At 55.4% G+C, this 23,406-nt stretch carries 19 protein-coding genes; 9 read left to right on the top strand and 10 right to left on the bottom strand.

The window, feature by feature from the left end; all coding sequences use genetic code 11:
- Nucleotides 1–40 precede the first annotated feature (40 nt).
- Together avtA and ABLV30_RS28985 are read right to left on the bottom strand one after the other, a co-directional pair.
- The gene (avtA, locus tag ABLV30_RS28990; protein ID WP_265801674.1) at nt 41–1,297 is read right to left on the bottom strand and encodes a valine--pyruvate transaminase; all 1,257 of its coding nucleotides are present in this window, start codon (nt 1,295–1,297) and stop codon (nt 41–43) included.
- Between the two features lie 174 nt (nt 1,298–1,471).
- Complete coding sequence (locus ABLV30_RS28985) at nt 1,472–3,502, bottom strand: alpha-amylase (protein WP_348865716.1); 2,031 nt, start codon at nt 3,500–3,502, stop codon at nt 1,472–1,474.
- A 315-nt stretch (nt 3,503–3,817) separates the two neighbouring features.
- On the opposite strand from ABLV30_RS28985, the gene ABLV30_RS28980 reads away from it, so the two are divergent.
- Nucleotides 3,818–4,645 carry a protein bax gene (locus tag ABLV30_RS28980; protein WP_071530269.1) on the top strand — a complete coding sequence of 276 codons (828 nt, stop codon included), beginning with the start codon at nt 3,818–3,820 and terminating at the stop codon, nt 4,643–4,645.
- Between the two features lie 60 nt (nt 4,646–4,705).
- Here the strand turns inward: ABLV30_RS28980 and xylR are convergent, their stop codons facing one another.
- The 4 genes from xylR to xylF all read right to left on the bottom strand — a co-directional run bounded on the left by xylR (nt 4,706) and on the right by xylF (nt 9,764).
- A complete protein-coding gene (gene xylR / locus ABLV30_RS28975) occupies nt 4,706–5,884 on the bottom strand; it encodes a D-xylose utilization transcriptional activator XylR (protein ID WP_004126484.1) in 1,179 nt (392 codons plus the stop codon).
- Between the two features lie 122 nt (nt 5,885–6,006).
- Nucleotides 6,007–7,188 (bottom strand): xylose ABC transporter permease XylH, encoded by a 1,182-nt coding sequence (gene xylH / locus ABLV30_RS28970; protein WP_032751665.1) that lies wholly within the window; start codon nt 7,186–7,188, stop codon nt 6,007–6,009.
- Nucleotides 7,166–8,707, bottom strand: coding sequence for a xylose ABC transporter ATP-binding protein (locus tag ABLV30_RS28965; RefSeq protein WP_046876786.1), 1,542 nt, complete (start codon nt 8,705–8,707; stop codon nt 7,166–7,168). Before ABLV30_RS28965 ends, xylH begins: the two co-directional genes overlap by 23 nt.
- 64 nt (nt 8,708–8,771) lie before the next feature.
- Nucleotides 8,772–9,764, bottom strand: a complete 993-nt coding sequence (gene xylF / locus ABLV30_RS28960) for a D-xylose ABC transporter substrate-binding protein (RefSeq protein ID WP_014227205.1) — start codon at nt 9,762–9,764, stop codon at nt 8,772–8,774.
- Between the two features lie 374 nt (nt 9,765–10,138).
- Between xylF and xylA the strand changes: the two genes are divergently transcribed.
- From xylA to yiaB, 3 genes are all read left to right on the top strand, one after another.
- Nucleotides 10,139–11,461 carry a xylose isomerase gene (gene xylA, locus ABLV30_RS28955; protein WP_025106783.1) on the top strand — a complete coding sequence of 441 codons (1,323 nt, stop codon included), beginning with the start codon at nt 10,139–10,141 and terminating at the stop codon, nt 11,459–11,461.
- Nucleotides 11,462–11,557: 96 nt separating this feature from the next.
- A complete protein-coding gene (gene xylB / locus ABLV30_RS28950; RefSeq protein ID WP_014227203.1) occupies nt 11,558–13,012 on the top strand; it encodes a xylulokinase in 1,455 nt (484 codons plus the stop codon).
- 168 nt (nt 13,013–13,180) lie between these two features.
- Nucleotides 13,181–13,555 carry an inner membrane protein YiaB gene (gene yiaB, locus ABLV30_RS28945; protein ID WP_064374928.1) on the top strand — a complete coding sequence of 125 codons (375 nt, stop codon included), beginning with the start codon at nt 13,181–13,183 and terminating at the stop codon, nt 13,553–13,555.
- 93 nt (nt 13,556–13,648) lie between these two features.
- Here yiaB and ABLV30_RS28940 read toward each other — a convergent pair whose 3' ends face one another.
- Nucleotides 13,649–14,644, bottom strand: coding sequence for an acyltransferase (locus ABLV30_RS28940; protein WP_025106787.1), 996 nt, complete (start codon nt 14,642–14,644; stop codon nt 13,649–13,651).
- A gap of 180 nt (nt 14,645–14,824) precedes the next feature.
- Here ABLV30_RS28940 and ABLV30_RS28935 point away from each other — a divergent pair, with 180 nt between their 5' ends.
- From ABLV30_RS28935 to ABLV30_RS28915, 5 genes are all read left to right on the top strand, one after another.
- A complete protein-coding gene (locus ABLV30_RS28935; protein ID WP_014227200.1) occupies nt 14,825–15,130 on the top strand; it encodes a YsaB family lipoprotein in 306 nt (101 codons plus the stop codon).
- Nucleotides 15,131–15,257: 127 nt separating this feature from the next.
- The gene (gene glyQ, locus ABLV30_RS28930; protein WP_004126458.1) at nt 15,258–16,169 is read left to right on the top strand and encodes a glycine--tRNA ligase subunit alpha; all 912 of its coding nucleotides are present in this window, start codon (nt 15,258–15,260) and stop codon (nt 16,167–16,169) included.
- A 9-nt stretch (nt 16,170–16,178) separates the two neighbouring features.
- Nucleotides 16,179–18,248 carry a glycine--tRNA ligase subunit beta gene (gene glyS / locus ABLV30_RS28925; protein ID WP_025106788.1) on the top strand — a complete coding sequence of 690 codons (2,070 nt, stop codon included), beginning with the start codon at nt 16,179–16,181 and terminating at the stop codon, nt 18,246–18,248.
- A gap of 327 nt (nt 18,249–18,575) precedes the next feature.
- Complete coding sequence (hokA, locus tag ABLV30_RS28920; RefSeq protein WP_004106778.1) at nt 18,576–18,728, top strand: type I toxin-antitoxin system toxin HokA; 153 nt, start codon at nt 18,576–18,578, stop codon at nt 18,726–18,728.
- A 302-nt stretch (nt 18,729–19,030) separates the two neighbouring features.
- Nucleotides 19,031–20,650, top strand: coding sequence for an ATP-binding cassette domain-containing protein (locus ABLV30_RS28915; protein ID WP_064374929.1), 1,620 nt, complete (start codon nt 19,031–19,033; stop codon nt 20,648–20,650).
- A gap of 99 nt (nt 20,651–20,749) precedes the next feature.
- On the opposite strand, the gene cspA is transcribed toward ABLV30_RS28915, so the two are convergent.
- The 3 genes from cspA to ABLV30_RS28900 form a co-directional block, all read right to left on the bottom strand.
- Nucleotides 20,750–20,962: an RNA chaperone/antiterminator CspA gene (gene cspA, locus ABLV30_RS28910; RefSeq protein WP_004126446.1), complete on the bottom strand. Its 213-nt coding sequence runs from the start codon at nt 20,960–20,962 to the stop codon at nt 20,750–20,752.
- 260 nt (nt 20,963–21,222) lie between these two features.
- The gene (locus tag ABLV30_RS28905) at nt 21,223–21,516 is read right to left on the bottom strand and encodes an HTH-type transcriptional regulator (RefSeq protein WP_004106774.1); all 294 of its coding nucleotides are present in this window, start codon (nt 21,514–21,516) and stop codon (nt 21,223–21,225) included.
- 236 nt (nt 21,517–21,752) lie between these two features.
- Nucleotides 21,753–23,111 (bottom strand): MFS transporter, encoded by a 1,359-nt coding sequence (locus ABLV30_RS28900; protein WP_004855352.1) that lies wholly within the window; start codon nt 23,109–23,111, stop codon nt 21,753–21,755.
- Nucleotides 23,112–23,406: the final 295 nt, after the last annotated feature.

Raw genomic sequence — 23,406 nt, 5'->3', positions numbered from 1 at the left:
CCGGGAATATATCTGGATTATTCAGGATTCTGGCGCTCGTTTACGCGTCCTGTTCACCCCATGCGCGTTCAACTTCTTCGGCGAGAATCTTCACGCCTGCTTCAATCTTCTCCGGGTCCGGTACATAGTTCATGCGCATGCACTGGTGCGTGTGCGGCCATGGCTTATCCAGGCCAGGGAAGAAATAGTCGCCCGGCACCATCAGGACGCCGCGCTTTTTCAGGCGCTGGTACAGCAGCTCGGTAGAAATCGGCAGATCCTTAAACCATAGCCAGAGAAAAATCGCGCCTTCCGGTTTATGAATCAGGCAGCGATCTTCCGGCAAATAGCGGCGAATAATGGCGATAGTCTCCTGAACGCGCTGGTAGTAGAACGGCTTAATCACCGTTTCCGACAGGCGCAGAAGATCGTTGCGTTTAATCATCTCGCACATTATGGCCGGCCCCATTCCGCCGGGGGCGAGGCTGATAATGCCGTTCATATTACTGATGGCGGTGATGATTTTTTCGTTAGCGATGATAATCCCGCAGCGGCTACCCGGCAGGCCCAGCTTGGAGAGGCTCATGCACAGCACGATATTCGGATTCCACAGCGGCCTGGCGTCGCTGAAAATAATCCCCGGGAACGGAACGCCGTAGGCGTTATCAATCACCAACGGGATGCCGTGCTGGTTGGCCAGCGCATCCAGCTTGATCAGCTCATCGTCGGTGATCACGTTGCCCGTTGGGTTGGTGGGGCGGGAAACGCAGATCATTCCCGTCTCGTCCGTGACCTGCAAATGTTCGAAATCCACGTGGTATTTAAACTGGCCTTCCGGCAGTAGTTCAATGTTCGGGCGGGTGGCGACAAACAGATCTTCTTCGAGGCCGGCATCGGCGTAGCCGATGTACTCGGGCGTCAACGGAAACAGCACTTTACGGGTGGTTCCATCCGCGCGACGGCCTGCGAAGAGGTTAAACAAGTAGAAAAACGCGCTCTGACTGCCGTTTGTCAGTGCAATATTCTGTGGTTCGATCTCCCAACCCAGTTCATCACGCAGCATCTGCGCCAGCAGGGCCAGCAGCTCGCTTTTACCCTGCGGACCGTCATAATTACAAAGCGCATCAAGGGCTTTGCCGCTGTTCAGCATGTCGGCCAGCAGGCTATGGAAGTAATCATTCATTTCCGGAATCTGCGCGGGATTGCCGCCGCCCAGCATGATGGCGCCCGGGGTACGCAGGCCGTCATTGAGGTCTTCCATCAAGCGGGTGATGCCCGAATGACGGGTAAATTTGTCGCCAAAAAGTGAAAATGTCATCGCGATTAGTCTGTCGGTATTCCAGGAAAGTGGGTAACCATAACGCCAGCGCAGACAGGGTGCAAATCGAGGTATCAGTGAGATATTTTGTTTTTATGCTGCTAAAGGAAGATATTTTGGATTTTTGTTCTGAAGCAGCTCCCCCGAGTGTCAGGGGAGCCTTGGGTCAGAAGACTACTGCTGACCTGCCCATACCACCATCACTTTGTCATCGCCGTTCTCGCGAATAAAGCCGTAGCCTTTCGCCATCGATAGGGTGGTTTGTTTACCCATGCCAATCGCCGGATGACGGGCGCGGAACTGGCCCAGTTTCTCCCAGTGGGTCACGCTGCGCGCGGCTTTGCCGTTGACGTCCTGCCAGTTCATATCTGAGCGCGTCCCCTGCAGCGGATCGGAGCCGGTCGGGCCGAACGGCCGCGAGGATTCATCGCCGTAGAAGATCTGCACTGCGCCAGGCGCGAGCAGCAGCAATTCCGCCGCCGTGCTGCCGCCTTCGCGGAACAGGCTGGTATCGTGCGAGGAAAGATAGCTTAACACATTGAAATCCTGAAGCTTCTCTGCCATATGTTGCCAGGTCAGGTCGATATTCGCCAGGCAGCTTGTCGCTTTCGCCGCCTGATCCTGATAATCAAAATTCAGCATTGCGTCAAAACCGTGGCGATAGTAGTCGCTCTGCATCACGCCGTGGCCCCATGCCTCGCCGGTCATCCAGAACGGCGCGTTATCCAGCGCTTTATCCGGATTGGCTTTTTTCCATTCCGCCAGCGCTTCAGTGGCCTGGGTTTTTAACTGCAGCCAGGCGGCCTGCTCGACGTGCTTGGCGGTATCGACGCGGAAGCCGTCGATGCCGTAGTCGCGCACCCATTGGCTCAGCCAGTGGGTCAGATAATCGCGCGGCGTATAGCCGGGGATCGCTTTGGCCGCGGTATCCGGCTTATGGCGATAGAAGTTTGGCAGGCCGGATGGCGCCGTGGATTCGGTTTTCAGATCCGGCAGGAAGGCCAGCGACATCGTCAGGTCATCAAATCCGGGGTTGTCGTAATCGCCAATATCGGTGCGGATCCACTTTTTACCCCACCATTTTTCCCAACCGGCTTTGTCGCTGAAGTTAATGTAGTCGTTAAAACTGTGCCAGCTTTGTCCCGCGCGGGGCTTCCAGTCGGTCCAGCGCTCTCCGAGGGTCTTTTTCAGCTCATCGCCCTGGATGTACAGCGAGCCAAACTGAAACTCCTGCATATCGGCCAGGGTCGCGTAGCCGGTATGGTTCATCACCACGTCGAACAGAATGCGGATCCCGCGCTTGTGGGCCTCATCGACGAGGCGGCGCAGATCGTCTTCCGTTCCCATATTGGCATCCAGCTTCGTCCAGTCCTGGGTGTAATAGCCGTGATAGGCGTAATGCGGGAAATCGCCTTTCGTACCGCCGCCGACCCAGCCGTGGATTTGTTCCAGCGGCGAACTGATCCAGAGCGCGTTAACGCCGAGCTGCTGGATGTAATCCAGTTTGCTGGTCAGGCCCTGCAGGTCGCCGCCGTGGAAGGTGCCAATTTCCTGCATGCCGTCTTTGTGGCGGCCATAGCTATTGTCGTTGGCCGGGTTGCCGTTGACAAAGCGATCGGTCAGCACGAAATAGACGGTGGCGTTATGCCAGTTGAACGGCGCGGTGGCTTCCGTTTCCGCGCGTTCAAGCAGCAGCAGACCATTGCTGTTAAACGCCGGCTGGAGGGTAACTTTACCGCCGCTGACGGTCGCGATATTACCGCTGTAGAAATCGCGAACTTTACTGCCTTCGGCGAAGGATTTGCTGACGTCAATGGTAAGCGGCTTGCCATCCCATTTCGGACACTGCTTCATCTGCGGTGCGGCGGCGGCGGTCTGTTTCTCCTCCAGAGAGACCATCATGGTTGGCGTACCTGAACGGGTATCGACTTCCAGGGTATAGCGGCCATCGCGGAATACGCGCCACTGCGGCGCCGGATCGCGGCAAGGTTCCATAGACAGCATCTGGTTGAGCTTGATCGCACCGGCAGGCTGCCAGCACTGTTGGTCAAAATTAATCCGCAGAGGGCGCGTACCCTTTGCTACCTCGTTTTGACTGATAAATCTGCCGGTGCCTTCTTCGGTAAAGGCGGGGAAATCTGCGGTAGTCCAGGCGGCGAAGGCCATCCCAGGCAACAGCAGCGACGCAAGCGCAGCGAGTTTCATTCCGGAGTCCTGTGTGCGGTTTTTTGTTCAGTTTGCGCGTCTGGCTGTCTAATGAACTCATCCCACCGGCGCTTTTCCAGGGAGGATGAAAAAGGGTGAGTGATCGCGTTCAAAAAACAAGCAAAAAATGCGATGGTTGTCGCATTTTTGTACTGTTGTCATGGGGCGGAAACCGATTTCAGATGACAGCTTTTCGGAATTGGACTATTTCTGTGGGTGCGTCATCTGGGTATTTTTGATACTATTCGCGATTCAACTATCGATTTTTTGTGAAAAACAAGGCGTTGGAATGATTGCATCCGACCAGGAGACCTAATGATATCGACTCCCATTCGACGATATGGGGCCGCGATACTCATGTTACTTACCTGCATATTTTCAGGTAGTGTGCTGGCAACAACACACACAGCAACAACGAGTCATAAAGCCCCAATAGTTAAGAAGAAAAGCACCGTTAAAGTAAGCAAGGTAAGCAGTAAACAAGAGTATTCTCGCAATAGTGTAAAGAGCAGTTCACTTCCTGATTTGCGAAAATACCCTTCCGGGACACCAAGGAAAAAAGCGTTTCTCCGGACGGTAATGCCTTACATTACGAAACAGAATCAGGTGATTACCGCCGATCGTAACTGGCTTGTTTCCAAGCAGTACGATGCGCGCTGGTCGCCGAGCGAGCGTACGCGGCTGAAAGAGATCGCCTCTCGCTATAAAGTGAAGTGGTCCGGCAATACTCGCCATATTCCATGGAACTCGCTGCTTGAGCGCGTCGACATTATCCCGAATAGCATGGTCGCTACCATGGCAGCGGCGGAAAGCGGCTGGGGAACGTCAAAGCTGGCGCGGGTGAACAACAATTTATTTGGTATGAAGTGTGGCGGTGGAAACTGCCGCGGTGCGGTGAAGGGCTACTCCCAGTTTGATTCGGTGGAAGAGTCCGTTCAGGCCTATGTCCGAAATCTGAATACGCATCCGGCCTACTCGTCGTTCCGTAAATCGCGTGCGCAGCTGCGTAAAGCCGATCAGGAAGTGACCGCCAGCACGATGATTCATAAGCTGAAGGGCTATTCGACCAAAGGGTCGAGCTATAACAACTATCTCTTCGCGATGTATCAGGATAACCAGCGGTTGATAGCCGCGCACATGTAATTGCTCTTACATGTCATCATTGATGCCCGGTGCGTAAGCCCGGGCATTTTTCTTTGCGCGCTACATCATGACTTCGCTGTGCCGGTCGCGGTACTCCTTCGGCGTCACGTCGTACTCTTTCTTAAACACCGAATAGAAATACTGCAGCGATGGATAGCCGCACATCTGGGAGATTTCGTTAATCGATAGGGTGGTTGATACCAGCAGACTGCGCGCTTTTTCCAGCTTCTCGCTGTGGATCACCGTATGAATGGTTTCGCCGACTTCCTCTTTGAAGCGCTTTTCCAGATTCGAGCGGGAAATACCCACGGCGTCCAGCACCTGCTCAACTTTAATCCCTTTACAGGCGTGGTTACGGATATAGTGCATCGCCTGAATGACCGAAGGATCAGTGAGCGAACGGTAGTCGGTGGAGCGGCGTTCTACCACGCGCATCGGCGGGATAAGCTGACGCTGAAGCGGCAGCTCTTCATTCTCCAGCAGGCGATGCAGCAGCTTTGCCGCCTGGTAGCCCATCTGACGGGTGCCCTGCGCAACGGAGGAGAGCGCCACGCGCGACAGGTAGCGGGTAAGCTCTTCGTTATCTATGCCGATAACGCACAGCTTTTCCGGGACGGGGATATGCAGCCGCTCGCAGGCCTGTAATACGTGGCGCGCGCGGGCGTCGGTAACGGCGATGATGCCGGTTTGCGGCGGTAGGGTTTGCAGCCAGTCGGCGAGGCGGTTTTGCGCATGCTGCCAGTTTTCCGGCGCCGTCTCGAGCCCCTGATAGACCACGCCGCGATATTTCTCTCTGGCGACCAGCTGGCAAAACGCGTGCTCGCGCTCGGCGGCCCAGCCTTTACAGCTGGAAGCGGGCAGGCCGTAAAAGGCAAAGCGGTTAATGCCCTTTTCCTTCAGATGCAGGAAGGCGCTCTCGACCAGCGCGGCGTTGTCGGTGGCGATATAGTGAACCGGCGGATAGCACTCCGGGCGGTGGAAGGAGCCGCCGACGCCGACAATCGGAACATTCACGTCGATCAGCAGGTTTTCAATTTCCGGATCGTCGTAATCGGCAATAACGCCGTCGCCTAACCACTCCTTGATGTTTTCAATTCGTGCCCGAAAATCTTCCTCAATGAAGATATCCCATTCCAGTTGCGATGCTTGTAAATATTCGCCGACGCCCTCAACGACCTGGCGATCGTAGGCTTTGTTGGCATTGAATAACAGCGTAATACGGTGACGCTTTTCAAACATAGTGTTGTTCCTGGTCTCTCTTGCAGGCCATACAATACCGGCCAATGCCCGGATTTTTTCAAGCTACTTGTGCCTAAGTTTGGCGGTAGCGCAAATAATTCGGGCATTTTTTTTCACAGCCCTCAGCTTCGGCGTTTCGTGGCGGAATCCATCCATACAGCGAGCAATAAAATGACCCCTTTAACGATGTACTGCCAGAAGGTGGCGACGTCCATCATGCTCATGCCGTTGTCCAGCGCGGACATGATAAAAGCGCCCATGACCGCGCCCGCGACGCTGCCGACGCCGCCGGCGAGGCTGGTACCGCCGATCACGCAGGCGGCGATGGCGTCCAGTTCGGCGATGTTGCCGGCGGAAGGGGAACCGGCGCCAAGACGCGAGCTGAGAATCAACCCGGCAATCGCCACCATCAGGCCATTAATGGCGAACACCGCCAGCTTGGTGCGTTCCACGCTAATGCCGGATAGACGCGCGGCCTCCAGGTTGCCGCCGATGGCGTAGATGCGGCGCCCAAACGCGGTACGGGTGGCCATAAACATGCCCGCCAGCAGCAGCGCGGCGAGAATCAGTACCGGCGTCGGGACGCCGCGATAGTCGTTTAACAGCCAGATGGCGCCCAGTACAATAACGGCGGTAATCGTCTGGCGGCCAACGGCTGAAGCGGAGGCGGGCGTGGAGAGGCCGAGAGCCTGACGTCGCATACGGCCGCGCCACTGCCAGATGATAAAGGCCGCCATGCCCGCCACGCCGATACCAAAGCCAATGCCATCAGGCAGATAGCTCTGGCCGATTTGCGACATCGCCGGGCTGGTGGGAGAGACGGTGGTCCCGTTGGTAATGCCTATCAAAATACCGCGAAATGCCAGCATGCCGGCGAGCGTCACGATAAACGAGGGGACTTTACGATAGGCAACCCACCAACCGTTCCAGGCCCCCAGCAGCAGGCCAAGCGCCAGGGTGACCACAATGGTCAGCGGTAGCGGCCAGCCCAGCCAGACATCAAATATTGCCGCTGCGCCGCCGAGCAGCCCCATCATTGAGCCGACGGAGAGATCGATCTCGGCGGAAATAATCACAAACACCATGCCGACCGCGAGAATGCCGGTAATGGCGGTCTGGCGCAGCAGGTTGGAGATATTACGCGCGCTCAGATAAGCGCCTTCGGTGGTCCAGGTGAAAAACAGCATAATGGCCACGATAGCGGCGATCATCACGAATACCTGGAGGTTCATCCCCTTCAGCCCCGATAGCGCGCCAGCGGCAGGCGGGGTGAGTTTCATTTCAGACGACGTGTTCTTCGACATGGCGTTCGCTCCTCAGTGCGGCTTCCATCACCTGTTCCTGGGTCAGGCCCTGGTTGATCAAATTAGCCTTCAATTTACCTTCATGCATCACCAGCACCCGGTCGCTTAGCCCCAGCACTTCGGGTAGTTCGGATGAAATGACAATGACGGCGATCCCCTGCTGCACCAGCTGATTAATCAGCTTGTAGATTTCGTACTTGGCGCCGATGTCGATGCCGCGGGTGGGCTCATCGAGTATCAGAATGCGCGGGTTCAGCAGCAGGCAGCGGGCGAGGATCGCCTTTTGCTGATTGCCGCCGCTCAGGCGACCGATCGCCAGCTCCGGCGATGAGGTTTTGATCTTCAAACGCTGGATGGATTGCTGAATACAGTGCTGCTCTCCGGCATCGTCAAGGCTGCTCAGCGGACCGGTAAACTGGTTTAACGCGGCGAGGGTGATGTTTTTACCCACTGCCATGACCGGCACAATACCGTCTTTCTTTCTGTCTTCCGGTACCATGGCGATGCCCTGCGCAATAGCCTGCTGACAGCTGTGAATCGTCACCTGCTGGCCATCAATAAAGATTTTTCCCTGCCAGCGGCCCGGCCAGACGCCGAACAGGCACTGGACCGCTTCGGTACGGCCCGCGCCGACCAGCCCGGCGATCCCCAGTATTTCCCCGCGCCGCAGCGAAAAGGAGACGTCATTAACCCGCTTAATATGGCGATTCACCGGGTGCCAGGCCGTCAGGTTTTCCACCCGCAGGATTTCCTCGCCGCAGCTGTGGGCTTCGCTCGGATAGAGGGCGGTAAGCTCGCGGCCGACCATCATGGTGATAATGTCATCTTCGTTCATGCCGTCAGCGTTACGGGTACCGATATGCTGCCCATCGCGGATCACGCAGATGGTGTCGGAGATGGCTTTGACTTCATTGAGCTTGTGGGAAATGTAAATACAGGCAATACCGTGATTTTGCAGATCGCGAATAATATTCAGCAGAACTGCCGTCTCCTGTTCCGTTAGCGAGGCGGTGGGTTCGTCGAGAATTAACAACCGTACCTGTTTATTCAGCGCTTTTGCTATTTCGACCAGCTGCTGCTGGCCAAGGCCCAAATCGCCGACGCGGGTATCGGGTGATATGGCTAAATTGACCTGGGCCAGCAGCTTTTCGCAGCGTAAGGTCATGGTTTCGTAATCCAGCAGACCGTGGCGGGAGATCTCCGCGCCGAGAAAAATATTCTCCAGAACGGTCAGATGTTTTACCAGCGCCAGCTCCTGATGAATGATGGCAATCCCTTTGCGCTCGGTATCGCGTATATGGCCCGGCCGCAACGTTTCCCCGGAAAAAATAATCTCTCCCTCATAGCTACCGTGCGGATATATTCCGCAAAGGACCTTCATGAGCGTGGATTTACCGGAGCCGTTTTCGCCGCACAGCGAGACCACTTCTCCGGCGTTAAGCCGCAGACTGACATTATCAATCGCCTTCACCGTACCGAAGGTTTTAGTAATGTTTTTCATTTCGAGTAACCAGGACATAGAGACTCCACATAAGCGATATCCGGCTGGATGGGGCAACGCCCCCGGGAGAGGGCGTCAGAGATTACAGCTCGCTTTTTTTGTGGAAACCGTCTTTGATCACCGTCTGGTCAATGTTGTCTTTATTGACCTCAATGGGCGTCAGCAGCCGGGACGGCACATCTTTGAGGCCGTTGTTGAGCGTGGCGTCGGCCTTCGGCTGCTTATCGTTGCCCAGTTCGACGGCGATCTCTGCTGCAGTGGTGGCAAGGTCAGCGATCGGTTTGTAAACGGTCATCGTCTGAGTGCCAGCGATAATGCGCTTCACGCCGGCGAGGTCGGCATCCTGGCCGGAAATCGCCACTTTGCCTGCGAGCCCCTGGGCGCTTAACGCCTGAATGGCGCCGCCGGCGGTGGCATCGTTAGAGGCGACGACCGCATCAATTTTGTTATTATTGGCGGTCAGGGCGTTTTCCATAATCTTCAACGCATTTTCTGGCAGCCATCCGTCGACCCACTGATCGCCGACGACCTTAATTTTTCCTTCATCAATATAGGGCTTAAGAACTTTCATTTGGCCGGCGCGGAAAAGCTTGGCGTTATTGTCTACCGGCGAGCCGCCCATTAAGAAATAGTTGCCCTGAGGCACTTTATTGACCAGGCTTTGCGCCTGCATTTCGCCAACTTTCTCATTATTAAACGAAATATAGAAATCAATGTCGGCGTTATTGATGAGACGATCGTAGGCGAGAACTTTAATTCCCTCCTGTTTAGCCTCTTTTATCACATTACTCAGCACCTGACCGTTATAGGGAATAATAACCAGAACGTCGACGCCGCGATTAATCATATTTTCGATTTGCGACATTTGCGTTTCTTCGTTGCCATTGGCTGACTGGACGAATACTTTTGCACCTAATGATTCAGCTTTATTGACAAAAATATCGCGATCTTTTTGCCAGCGCTCAAGGCGCAGGTCGTCAATCGCCATGCCAATTTTGACTTCTTTCGCAATGCCCGACAGGCTGGTGAGGAGGAGTGAAGCACAGAGCGTTAGGCAAAGGTTCTTTATCTTCATAATAATAACACCTTTTTTGTAAAGTGCAGGATAAGACGAACGATAAAAATAAACGGCCTGATACGTAGCAGATTTTTAACGCGGAAAGGAGCGCTGGCAATTATCTATGCTTATTTTGCCGTTATGAAATTTTGTTTATTTGTTAAATTATGACCGCGATCGTACTTTAATAATTAGTTCTCATCGTATTTCATTGATCTCTCGTGGCGTAAGCAGCGAAGTGAGGGCGTTGTTCTATTGTTTTTGCGACCTGGCGCACGTTTGTGGATTCTCTCAATCACAGTGTGAAATAACGTAATTGAGGAAACTAAAAAGAGAATTCTATATTGGCTTATGACTTATTACTCGCCGCATCCCTGAATATGGAGTTCATTATGCAGACCTATTTTGATCAGCTCGATCGCGTTCGTTATGAAGGCCCGAAATCCGCTAACCCACTGGCTTTCCGTCATTACAATCCGGATGAGCTGGTCCTGGGCAAACGGATGGAAGAGCACCTGCGCTTTGCGGCCTGCTACTGGCACACCTTCTGCTGGAACGGCGCTGATATGTTCGGCGTGGGCTCCTTTAACCGCCCGTGGCAGCAGCCGGGCGAAGCGCTGGAAATGGCGAAACGCAAAGCCGATGTCGCGTTTGAGTTTTTCCACAAACTGAACGTACCGTACTACTGCTTCCACGACGTTGACGTTTCTCCGGAAGGGGCGTCGTTGAAAGAGTATGCCAATAACTTCGCGCAGATGGTGGATGTGCTGGCGGAAAAACAGCAGCAGAGCGGCGTCAAGCTGCTGTGGGGTACGGCAAACTGCTTTACGAACCCGCGTTACGGTGCCGGTGCGGCAACCAACCCGGATCCGGAAGTGTTCAGCTGGGCGGCCACTCAGGTGGTGACCGCGATGGATGCGACCCACAAACTGGGCGGGGAAAACTACGTCCTGTGGGGCGGCCGCGAAGGCTATGAAACTCTGCTCAATACCGACCTGCGCCAGGAGCGCGAGCAGATTGGCCGCTTTATGCAGCTGGTCGTGGAGCATAAACATAAAATCGGCTTCCAGGGCACGCTGCTGATTGAACCTAAACCGCAGGAGCCAACCAAGCATCAGTACGATTACGACGCGTCTACCGTCTATGGCTTCCTGAAACAGTTCGGCCTGGAAAAAGAGATCAAACTGAACATCGAAGCGAACCACGCGACGCTGGCCGGCCACACTTTCCACCACGAAATTGCGACCGCCATTGCTCTGGGTCTGTTTGGCTCCGTTGATGCTAACCGCGGCGACCCGCAGCTGGGCTGGGATACCGACCAGTTCCCGAACAGCGTTGAAGAGAATGCGCTGGTGATGTACGAAATCCTGAAAGCGGGCGGCTTCACCACCGGCGGCCTGAACTTTGATGCTAAAGTGCGTCGTCAGAGCACCGACAAATACGACCTGTTCTACGGCCACATTGGCGCGATGGACACCATGGCGCTGGCGTTAAAAGTCGCTGCTCGTATGATTGAAGACGGCGAGCTGGATAAACGCGTCGCCAGGCGCTATGCCGGCTGGAACGGCGAGCTGGGTCAGCAGATCCTGAAAGGCCAGATGAACCTGGCGGACATTGCCCAGTATGCCACTCAGCATAACCTGGCGCCGGAGCACCAGAGCGGCCATCAGGAACTGCTGGAAAACGTGGTTAACCGTTACCTCTTTGATCGCTAATGAGGGCGATGATGCCCGGCGAGCCCGGGCATTGGCGATAACCGATGCTTTATTCGCGCCACGCTTAGCCGTGGCGCGTCAGTAAGGAGAGGCTGTATGTATATCGGGATTGATCTGGGCACCTCGGGCGTCAAGGCTATTCTGCTCAACGAGCAGGGCGAGGTCGTGGCTTCGCATACCGAAAAGCTCAACGTGTCGCGTCCGCACCCTTTATGGTCTGAACAAGATCCTGAGCACTGGTGGCTGGCGACGGACCGCGCGATGAAAGCGCTGGGCGCGCAGCACTCGCTGCGCGAAGTCAAAGCGTTAGGTATTGCGGGCCAGATGCACGGCGCGACGCTGCTGGATAAGCAACAGCGCGTCCTGCGCCCGGCAATTTTATGGAATGATGGCCGCTGCGGTGAAGAGTGCGCGCTGCTGGAAGAGAACGTCAGCCGTTCGCGGCAGATAACCGGCAACCTGATGATGCCGGGATTTACCGCGCCGAAGCTGCTGTGGGTACAACGTCACGAGCCTGAGATCTTCAAACAGGTCGATAAAGTCCTGCTGCCAAAAGATTATTTACGTTTGCGCATGACCGGTGAGTTTGCCAGCGATATGTCCGATGCCGCCGGAACGATGTGGATGGACGTGGCGCGCCGCGACTGGAGCGATGAGATGCTCGCCGCCTGCGGTCTGAGCCGCGATAACATGCCGGCGCTGTTCGAAGGATGTGAAGTGACGGGTTCGCTGCGCCCGGCCGTCGCGCAGTCGTGGAATATGCCGGAAGCGCTGGTGGTAGCCGGCGGCGGCGACAACGCGGCGGGGGCGGTGGGTGTTGGCATGGCGGATGCGGGCCAGGCGATGCTGTCGCTGGGGACCTCCGGCGTCTACTTTGCCGTCAGCGACGGCTTTCTGAGCAAGCCGGAAAGCGCCGTACACAGTTTTTGCCACGCGCTGCCCGGGCGCTGGCATCTGATGTCGGTCATGCTGAGCGCGGCTTCCTGCCTCGATTGGGCGGCGACATTAACCGGCCTCGGCACGGTTCCGGCGCTGATTGCGGCGGCGGAAGCGGCGAATGACGATGCCGATCCGGTCTGGTTCCTGCCCTACCTCTCCGGTGAACGTACGCCGCACAATAATCCGCAGGCCAAAGGCGTCTTTTTCGGCCTGACTCATCAACATGGTCCGGCGGAACTGGCGCGGGCGGTGCTGGAGGGCGTCGGTTATGCGCTGGCGGACGGTATGGATGTGGTTCACGCCTGCGGCGTGAAGCCCGAGAGCGTCACGCTTATCGGCGGCGGCGCGCGCAGCGCCTACTGGCGGCAAATGCTGGCGGATATTAGCGGCCAGCAGCTGGATTTCCGCACCGGCGGTGACGTCGGCCCGGCGCTTGGCGCGGCGCGGCTGGCCCAGCTGGCGTTGCATCAAAATATCGCGTTTTCCGATCTACTTCCTCAGCTCCCGCTGGAACAGGCTCATCGTCCTGATGCCGAGCGCTTTGCTCGTTACGCCCCTCGCCGGGAAACCTTCCGCCAGATTTATCAGCAGCTTTTACCGCTGATGTCCTGATTCTTTCGCCCCTGTCGATGGGGCGAATTCATCTCTTGAATGTTTTTAAATTCATGTAGTTATCGAGTGTATTTATATATTCCGAATTTGTCGTTTCAGGGACGAAAAGTACGGATAAACGCATCCTGCCAGTCCACAATGGGGCCTGTCTTATGCCAGGGAGGCACCATGAAAAACAATCTTATTGCAAGGCTGTTGATGTCTATTGGCGCACTGGTTTATCTGGTGGGAATCTGGCGAACCTGCCCATTATTTAGCGGTAAAGGCTATTTTCTGGGCGTTCTGGTCATGGGGATGTTTGCTGTGCTCACGCATCAGCGAACGGCGCAGGAAGCACAGCGAGACGGCGATTTTATCTCGCTGTGCCGGCTGGTGGTGCTGTTGTCGGCGGGATTGCTGCTGGTCGGCGCCTGCTTTGTCCCGGCTCCGTGGCGTGAAAAAAGTATTTACGTGATGGCGTGGTTTGTCTGTATGTACGGTGCGTCGGCAACGCCTTATCCCGCTAAAGTCACGGATAAAGCTCGCAATAACTCAGTGGAATAAGCTGTCAGCGGACAGCGAAGAGAGGTCGGCGCAGTCACGGAAGAGCCCGCTGAGTAAACGACGGCGCCGGCGTTGAACCGCAGGCGCCGTTTTTCAGCTCACCAGTCGGCGGCTGTCAATTCGCTGTACCAACATTGATAGCGCCAGGCTACCCAGCAGCGCAGCGCTGAATATCCAGGCAATATCCAACATTGGCCAGCGGGTCAGCTCAAGTCCGCTGGCGCGCAGCGCGTGAATAATCAGCGCATGAAACCCGTAAATGCCTAACGAATGGCGCGCAATAAGCGCAATAAACGGCAGCTGACGCGTATTGAGCGTATTTTTTACCAGCGTCAGCAGGGCGAGCGCGCAGACAAAAACCGCAGGGCCGCAGTATAAATACCAGGTATCACCAAAATCGCCGCGCCAGCGCAGTTCGTGCAGCGTGCCGCGTGATATTACCCATACTCCCGTGATGAATAGCCCAGCGCAGAGCGCAGTCAGCCATTTTTTATCGGTATCCAGCGTGCCGATTGCCCGCCCTAATACGCCGTACATCACGTAGTAGAACGTATCGCCGTTGATATAGAGATTGAGCGGCAGCCATTCAACGCCTGCGGCTTTCACCGGGACCATATTGGGGTTTGCCAGAATACCCAGCACCAGCATCAGCGCCAGCAGCATCCTGCCGCTCACCTGCTTAACCTGCACCAGCGGAGAAAGCAGGTAAATGACCACGATAGCGAAGAAGAACCACAGATGGTAGAACACCGGTTTCTGCAGCAAATTTCTCAGCGACAGTTCAACGTTGATGTGGGTAAACAAGGTGATATAGAGCAGCGACAGCGCACTATAAAAGAGAATGCATAGTGCGATACGCCGAAAATGGCGGGGCTGGGCGCTGCGCTCGCCGAAAAACAGATAGCCTGAAATCATGAAAAACAGGGGGACGCTGACGCGAGATGCCGAGTTGAGGATATTGGCGAGATCCCACTCCAGCAGGCTGATGGTGTGCGGATGCGTGATATACCAGGTGGTACTATGAATCATGACCACCATCATGCAGGCAATGCCGCGCAAATGGGTAATCCAGTGAATTTTTTCCTGCATCAGTACCTCTGTTTCTCCTTCTCAGAAAGGGTCTGACCGCCCTTATACGCTGGTATCGCAGTGGAATAATCCGAGTTTTTCGGCATAGACTTGTCGAGGTGTGGCCCAATTCGCACAATGTGCCGATTATTTAACGTAACCTGCACGATAACAATTTACTAACAAGGCGGTCGAGAAAAAATGGTGATGAAATATGTGTTTTCTGGACTACTGCTGTGCCTGCTGGCGGGCTGTAGCGCGACGCCGTCTCCGCCAGTGCAGAAGGCGCAGAAAGCACGGATAACGCCGCAGGCTACCCTCAATATGGCGCAGCTTTGCAAGGATAATGCCGCCGTTCGTTATAGTACAGGCGTGCGCCAGGTTGACATCAGCCATTTCGAGCAGTTTCAGGGGAGCTACGAGCTTTCGGGCAAGACTGCGCGGAATGAACGTTTTATCTGTTCTTTTGACCCGGACGGACAGTTTTTGCATCTTTCCATGCGCTAAACGCGCCCACGGTGGCGCTTATTTCCGCAATTTTCCCTAAACAATCCCGTTTCATACTGTATATCTCGCAGCCAGCGGGTATACTGGCTCCTTCCTTTAAATCCACACGTATCCAGCACGAAATCATATGCAAAAGTTTGATACCAGGACCTTCCAGGGCCTGATCCTGACCTTACAGGATTACTGGGCTCGCCAGGGCTGCACCATTGTTCAACCACTGGACATGGAAGTCGGCGCAGGCACCTCTCACCCGATGACCTGCTTACGCGCATTGGGTCCCGAGCCGATGGCGACCGCCTACGTGCAGCCTTCCCGCCGTCCGACCGATGGTCGCTACGGTGAAAACCCGAACCGTTTACAGCACTACTATCAGTTCCAGGTGGTGATAAAACCCTCTCCGGATAATATCCAGGAGCTGTACCTTGGGTCTCTGAAAGAGCTGGGTATGGATCCGACCATCCACGACATTCGCTTCGTCGAAGACAACTGGGAAAACCCGACGCTGGGCGCCTGGGGTCTGGGTTGGGAAGTGTGGCTGAACGGTATGGAAGTCACGCAGTTCACCTACTTCCAGCAGGTTGGCGGTCTGGAGTGTAAGCCGGTCACCGGCGAGATCACCTACGGTCTGGAACGTCTGGCGATGTATATCCAGGGTGTCGACAGCGTTTACGATCTGGTCTGGAGCGATGGCCCGCTGGGTAAAACGACCTACGGCGACGTGTTCCATCAGAACGAAGTGGAGCAATCCACCTATAACTTCGAATATGCCGACGTGGACTTCCTGTTCTCCTGCTTCGAGCAGTATGAGAAAGAAGCCCAGCAGCTGCTGGCGCTGGAAAACCCGCTGCCGCTGCCTGCCTACGAGCGCATTCTGAAAGCCGCCCATAGCTTTAACCTGCTGGACGCGCGTAAAGCCATCTCCGTCACCGAGCGTCAGCGCTATATCCTGCGCATTCGCACCCTGACCAAAGCAGTGGCTGAAGCTTACTATGCTTCCCGTGAAGCCCTGGGCTTCCCGATGTGCAACAAGAATAAATAAGAGGCGGCCATGTCTGAGAAAACTTTCCTGGTGGAAATCGGCACTGAAGAGCTGCCACCAAAAGCACTGCGCAGCCTGGCTGAATCCTTTGCTGCGAACGTGACCGCAGAGCTGGATAACGCTGGCCTCGCGCACGGTAAAGTTGAATGGTTTGCCGCACCGCGCCGTCTGGCGCTGAAAGTGGCGAATCTGGCGGCTGCGCAGGCAGACCGTGAAGTTGAAAAACGCGGCCCGGCGATTGCCCAGGCGTTTGACGCCAGCGGCCACCCGAGCAAAGCGGCCGAAGGCTGGGCGCGCGGCTGCGGTATCACCGTCGATCAGGCTGAACGTCTGACGACCGATAAAGGCGAATGGCTGCTGTATCGTGCCCACGTGAAAGGCGAGAGCACCGAAGCGCTGCTGCCGAACATGATCGCGACCTCGCTGGCGAAGCTGCCGATCCCGAAACTGATGCGTTGGGGCGCGTCCGACGTCCACTTCGTGCGTCCGGTTCATACCGTGACCCTGCTGCTGGGCGACAAAGTGATCCCGGCCACCATTCTGGGCGTGCAGTCCGATCGCGTTATTCGCGGCCACCGCTTTATGGGTGAGGCGGAGTTCACTATCGACAATGCCGATCAGTATCCGCAGATCCTGCTGGAGCGCGGTAAAGTCATCGCCGATTACGAACAGCGTAAAGCCAAAATTAAAGCCGATGCGGAAGAAGCGGCGCGTAAAATTGGCGGCAACGCCGATCTGAGCGAAAGCCTGCTGGAAGAGGTGACTTCACTGGTTGAATGGCCGGTGGTCCTCACCGCGAAGTTCGAAGAAAAATTCCTTGCGGTGCCTGCCGAAGCGCTGGTTTACACCATGAAAGGGGACCAGAAGTACTTCCCGGTTTACGACAACGCGGGCAAGCTGCTGCCGAATTTTATCTTCGTCGCCAACATCGAATCGAAAGATCCGACCCAGATTATTTCTGGTAACGAAAAAGTGGTGCGTCCGCGTCTGGCGGACGCTGAGTTCTTCTTCAATACCGACCGTAAAAAACGTCTGGAAGATAACCTTCCGCGTCTGCAAACCGTGCTGTTCCAGCAGCAGCTGGGTACGCTGCGCGATAAGACCGATCGTATTCAGGCGCTGGCCGGCTGGATCGCTGAGCAGATTGGCGCGGACGTCAATCATGCTACCCGCGCGGGCCTGCTCTCCAAGTGCGATCTGATGACCAACATGGTCTTCGAGTTCACCGACACGCAGGGCGTGATGGGGATGCACTACGCGCGCCATGATGGCGAAGCGGAAGACGTTGCCGTTGCCCTGAACGAGCAGTATCAGCCGCGCTTTGCCGGCGATGACCTGCCGTCTAACCCGGTGGCCTGCGCCGTGGCGATTGCCGATAAGATGGACACCCTGGCGGGTATCTTCGGTATCGGCCAGCACCCGAAAGGCGATAAAGACCCGTTTGCGCTGCGTCGTGCCGCGCTGGGCGTGCTGCGTATCATCGTTGAGAAGAACCTGAATCTGGATCTGCAAACGCTGACTGAAGAAGCGGTGCGTCTGTACGGCGACAAGCTGACGAATGGCAACGTGGTTGACGATGTTATCGACTTCATGCTGGGACGCTTCCGCGCCTGGTATCAGGATGAAGGCTATACCGTCGACACGATTCAGGCGGTACTGGCGCGTCGTCCAACCCGTCCGGCAGACTTCGATGCGCGTATGAAGGCGGTTTCCCACTTCCGTACCCTCGAAGAGTCCTCCGCCCTGGCGGCGGCGAACAAGCGTGTATCCAACATTCTGGCGAAATCAGACGTGACGCTGAACGATATCGTTCACGCCTCCGTACTGAAAGAAGCGGCTGAAATCAAGCTGGCAGGCAATTTAGTCGTGCTGCGCGATAAGCTGCAGCCGTACTTCGCCGAAGGGCGTTACCAGGATGCGCTGATTGAGCTGGCGTCCCTGCGCGAGCCGGTGGATGAGTTCTTCGAGAACGTGATGGTGAACGCAGAAGACCAGGATGTGCGCGTAAACCGACTGACGCTGCTGTCCAAGCTGCGCGATCTGTTCCTGCAGGTAGCGGATATTTCCCTGCTGCAGTAAGTGAATGGGTAATAATAAAAAACCTGCCTGCGGGCAGGTTTTTTTATACTAAAAATATAAGTAAGTGAACCATTAATAATTCGCTGATTGATATTTTCGCTATTTTCATTGATTGCCGGGAATTATTTTAGGAATATGCCAACGTAGTCTGGTCAGATATTTACGGTAGAATGCTGACGGGTGCTTGAGACTGTTTGTCTCAGGCGTTCAGCGGGAGACAAACAGAGAAAAGCCCCACCTGATGATAAATCAAAGTGAGGCTCCCCTATGCATGAACACCATAAGAGTAGCCTCTTACCTGTTGAAAATCAACACGGGAGGCGAGGAATGCCGCAAAAGTATCTGTTGTTTAGCTTAATAGTGATTTGCTTCACTATTTTATTATTTACCTGGATGGTGCGTGATTCGCTGTGTGAATTACAGCTCAGGCAGGGGAATATTGAGCTGGTGGCGTTCTTAGCCTGTGGGATTAAAACGTAAGAGACGGTGGCGGAGAGCGATCTCCGCCATTCTTACGGCGTTAAGCATTCTTATAGCACCCTGTTTTTTTCATGAAATCATTATTTCGCCTCCTGAAACCAGGAGGCTTTTTTTCCGGATTCACGGCCAGTCGAAAAAACAGGCTTGAAATGTATACCGGGGTATGGCTATCCTATGGCCCGACGAATCCCTCGTCTCACCGGAGAGCACGCGCCAAATGAACAAACACGACTGATGAATTTCACGCCTTGCTTCGCGCTATTTGCGAGCAGGGGAGGTATTGATTTCATTCAGGAGTGCTTATGGCTCATTGTGCCCGGTCCCCCTCTTTTCTTTTGCATCAGGTCACCTGTCAGTTAGCGACGGGAGATACGCTTTTTGGTCCGCTGAATTTATCGCTGGAAGGCACCCTCTGCGGGCTTGTCGGGCGCAATGGCGTCGGTAAAACCCGATTATTGCGTTTGCTGGCGGGCCTGGACTCGCCGTCGAGCGGCCATATCGAACGTGTGGCTTCGGTGAGCTACGTTGCTCAGCAGCATGTCATGTTTCCTGATACGACGCTGGCGGAATGGCTTGGCGTCGAATTCGTTTTTTCTGCTCTGGCTCGTCTTGAACGGGGCGAAGGGCGAGCCGACGATCTTGAACGTCTTGATGGCTTTTGGGATCTCCCGGAGCGCCTGAATGCAGGATTCCAGGCCGCTGGCTTAGGAGAATTTTCCCCCGGACGGCTCGCCTCTTCGATGAGCGGCGGGGAAAGAGTGAAGGCGCAGCTGTGCGGAGCGTTCCTGTCCGACGCGGATTTCCTCCTGCTTGACGAACCCACCAACCATCTCGACCGACAAGGCCGCGCGTGGCTATATCAGCAGCTTGAGCAATGGCGAGGAGGGGCGTTGATCGCCAGCCACGATCGGGAGCTACTGACCCAAATGCCGCGCATCCTCGAGCTGGCATCCGCGGCTTTGCGCAGCTACGGCGGCAATTATGTGGATTATCAGCAGCAGCGTGAGCTGGAGCAGCAGGCGGCTCGCGCCGCGCTGGAGCATGCGGTTACTGAAAGGCGACGAACCCGGGCGCGGATGCAAAAAGAGCACGATGCCTGCCGGCGCCGCTCGGCGCAGACGTTGCGCACTATCGACACGCTCAATATCGCTTCATTTGAGCGTGTTGCCTGGAAAGGGGCGGCAAAAGAGCGTCCCGGCACCCTTAAGCGCCAGCATCGTGAACAAAGCAGCATCCTCAACGATGCGATAGAGCAGGCGCGTGAGCGGGTAGAGGAAGACAACCCGGTGATGTTTACTCTGCCCGGTAGCCAGGTCGCTGCGGGAAAGCAGGTGCTGGAGCTGGACGCGTTGCGGCTGACCCATTCACCGATGGCAGCGCTGGACTGGCGTATAGATGGGCCGATGCGCGTGGCGCTGCGCGGCCCTAACGGCTGCGGTAAAACAACGTTGCTTAAAACGCTGCTGGGCCTGCAGCCGCCGCTCTCAGGAAGCTGCCGCTTATCGGTCAACGCGGCGTATCTGGATCAGCATCTGAGCCAGCTGGACCTGTCATTGTCCGTCATGGCGCACCTGAATCTCGGTGATACGCCCTTAGAAGAAGGTGTGCTGCGCAGCCAGCTGGCGCAGCTACAGCTGGGGGCGGACAAAGTCCATCTACCGCTATCGGTTCTGAGCGGAGGCGAAAGATTAAAAGCGGCGCTGGCCTGCGTGCTCTGGCGACGGGAGGCTACGCAGCTGCTGCTGTTGGATGAGCCCACTAACCATCTGGACCTGGCGTCCACTCTGGCGATTGAAAAAGCGCTGGCACAGTTTCCCGGCGCGATGCTGGTGGTGTCGCATGATGAAGCTTTTTTACGGGCGCTGAAGCTGACCCATTGCCTGGCATGGCGGGAAGAGGGCTGGAGCGTTGAGAGGCTATAAATGCAAAAAACCGCCATCGATGGATGGCGGTGACTTAAGGCGCAAATAAAAAAATCCCCGCCGTTTGGCAGGGACTTAATAATTTTGAGCTTTTTAAGCTTACAGGCTGGTTACGTTGCCAGCTGCCGGGCCTTTAGCGCCGCTTTCGATGGTGAAGGAAACTTTCTGACCTTCGTCCAGAGATTTGTAGCCTTCGTTCTGGATAGCAGAGAAGTGTACGAACACGTCTTTAGAACCATCGTCAGGAGTGATGAAGCCAAAGCCTTTGTCAGCGTTGAACCATTTTACGATACCAGTCATTTTACCGGACATAGTGAATTACCTTTAAAAAAATAAATGAGCCTTGCGGCGTTACGGTCTGGACTACAGATTTAAAGCGATAAAGGGAAAGTTCACTACCGGGGTATCAACGGATAACCTTTGAAGGACTGCTCTATTCGAATGCTCTGTGGTCTTTACTTCAAACCTGCGAGCATTAACGCATGTTCACGTTGTGATAGCAAACTTTTTTTTCGTTGGCATGAAAACGGTCCTTTGGCAGGACCGCTAGCCGAAACCCATAAACGCTAAAATTATGAATCAATAAGCTGTCTTGAAAGCTGCGGATTCGCCTGGATCAGGCGCATCAGCTTAAGCTCTGTGGGAGAAGGCCTTACGCGTCTCGATTCCCACTCTTGTACCATTGCTACGCTGACGCCCATGGCGTTGGCAAAATCATCTATTTTCAGCCCGGTACCTTTGCGTAGCTGGTCAAATTCAATGCATGCGGCGGGCTTACGCGTCAGCGAGGCCGCCTGAGCCTGATCTTTAAAAATAATTTGTTCAAGGTTGCTCAGCAGTTCAAATGCAGGATCTTTATATTCCATTGAGAACTCCTCTCTTTCATACGGCGGAGGGTGAATTATGTAGAGCCTCTTAAGAATAGTCGGAAAAAAAGGCCAGGAATGCTTACCCTGGTAATTATTTATCACCCGAGGTTCTTTCGCGCCGCGTCGGGCGATATAACATGCTGAAAAGTAATAGAGAGAGCCGATAAGCAAATTATTGTAAACAGATAAGAAGAAAAGCGGAAAAGGCCAGCGCGCGCCCGCTGGCCGGTGAGTTACGCCTTTTGGAGCTTCTCCACTTCACCCTGGGCCGCCGGAGGTTGCCGTTGGCCAAGCTTATATTTGACCAGCAGCGCGGTGGCCGACAGGAAGGCCGGGATTGCCAGCAAGGAGAAAATTGTTTCGAAAGAGAGCTGGGCCTGCATCAGGAACGCACCGCTAAAGGCGCCGAGAATGCCGCCAAATCGACCAATCCCTAACATCCAGGCCACGCCGGTCGCGCGTCCCTGGGTGGGATAGAAACCGGCGGCCAGCGCAGGCATTGATGATTGCGCGCCGTTCATAATGCTGCCGGCGATAAATACCATTATCCCCATCAGCAGCAGGTTATGGGTCGAGAAACCAACCAGACAAACGAACACGCCGGTCAGCAGCCAGCCCACGGCCACCACTTTGTTTGGGTTGAGCTTATCCATCAGCGCGCCGAGGATAAGCACGCCAATCCCGCCACCCAGCGGGAACAGCGCGGTGATAATAGAGGCCTGGCTCATCGTCGCGCCGGTTTCGCGGATGAGCAGCGGCAGCCAGCTGGTCAGCAAATAGAAGATCAGCAGGCCCATAAAGTAGGTCAGGCACAGCATGACGGTGCCGACGGCGTAGCGCGGTGAGAAAATCACGCCGATGGACGATTTCTCCTTTACCTGGCCCGCTTCGCGTAGTTCAAATTCCGCCTGCTCGGGAACAGGCGCGATGCGGCGCAGGATCGCGGCGATACGCTGGGCAGGCTGGCGTTTGACCACCATATAGCGCGCGGATTCCGGCAGAAGAAAGATCAGCACTACCGCCAGCAGCAGCGGCATCACGCCGCCAAGCACCAGCACGCTTTGCCAGCCGTAATGGGGGATCATCCAGGCGGAGAGGAAGCCGCCCAGCGAGGAGCCCATCGGAAAGCCGACGAACATCAGGTTAACCATCAGAGCCCTACGCCGCTCTGGGGCGTATTCGCTCATCAGCGTCGCGGCGTTCGGCATGGCGGCGCCCAGGCCAAGGCCGGTAAGAAAACGCAGCAACGTCAGCTGGTTAAGGCTGGTAGCAAAGGCGGTCAGCAGGCTGAAGCCACCGAAAACCACGATGGACATAATCAGAACTTTTTTCCGCCCAACGCGGTCGGCGAGCGGTCCGGCGGTCAGCGCACCGACCGCGAGCCCGACTAAGGCGGCGCTCATGACCGGGCCTAACGCCGATTTTTCGACGCCCCATTCCTGCACCAGGTCAGAGGCGATAAAGCCGATTATCGCGGTATCGAATCCGTCCATCGCGACGGTGATAAAACATAAGGCCAGAATCATCCACTGGTATTTCGTGAAGGGATGTTCATTGATAAAAGCCTGAATATCGATGGTTGTTTTCTTCATGCGGCATTCCTGGCAGGCAGAGCGGGGGACAGAGATAGATTATTGTTATCTCCCTCGCGGTCGTTGATGTTGTTTGTGCGATTATCGAACAAAAAGCCGTTAATCGCTCATTTAATAAAATCATCGAACGGCGGTTCAGGCAATGCAGGCGAAAAGGGAAGCGTGCGATTATCGTCCACTTTGCGACCCGTGCAGAAGAGAGAATAGATTAATAATAACAAAATCAATTTGTTAAGCGTTTCAGCCGAATACTGGATGATAGCGGTAATTGTGATGAACTTAACAGCCGACGCGA

This window comes from Klebsiella sp. CN_Kp113, from assembly GCF_040064585.1.
GTDB classification, from domain to species: Bacteria; Pseudomonadota; Gammaproteobacteria; order Enterobacterales; family Enterobacteriaceae; genus Klebsiella; species Klebsiella michiganensis.
The sequence above is the reverse complement of the archived record's forward strand: the minus strand, read 5'-3'. Positions and strand labels throughout refer to the sequence as shown.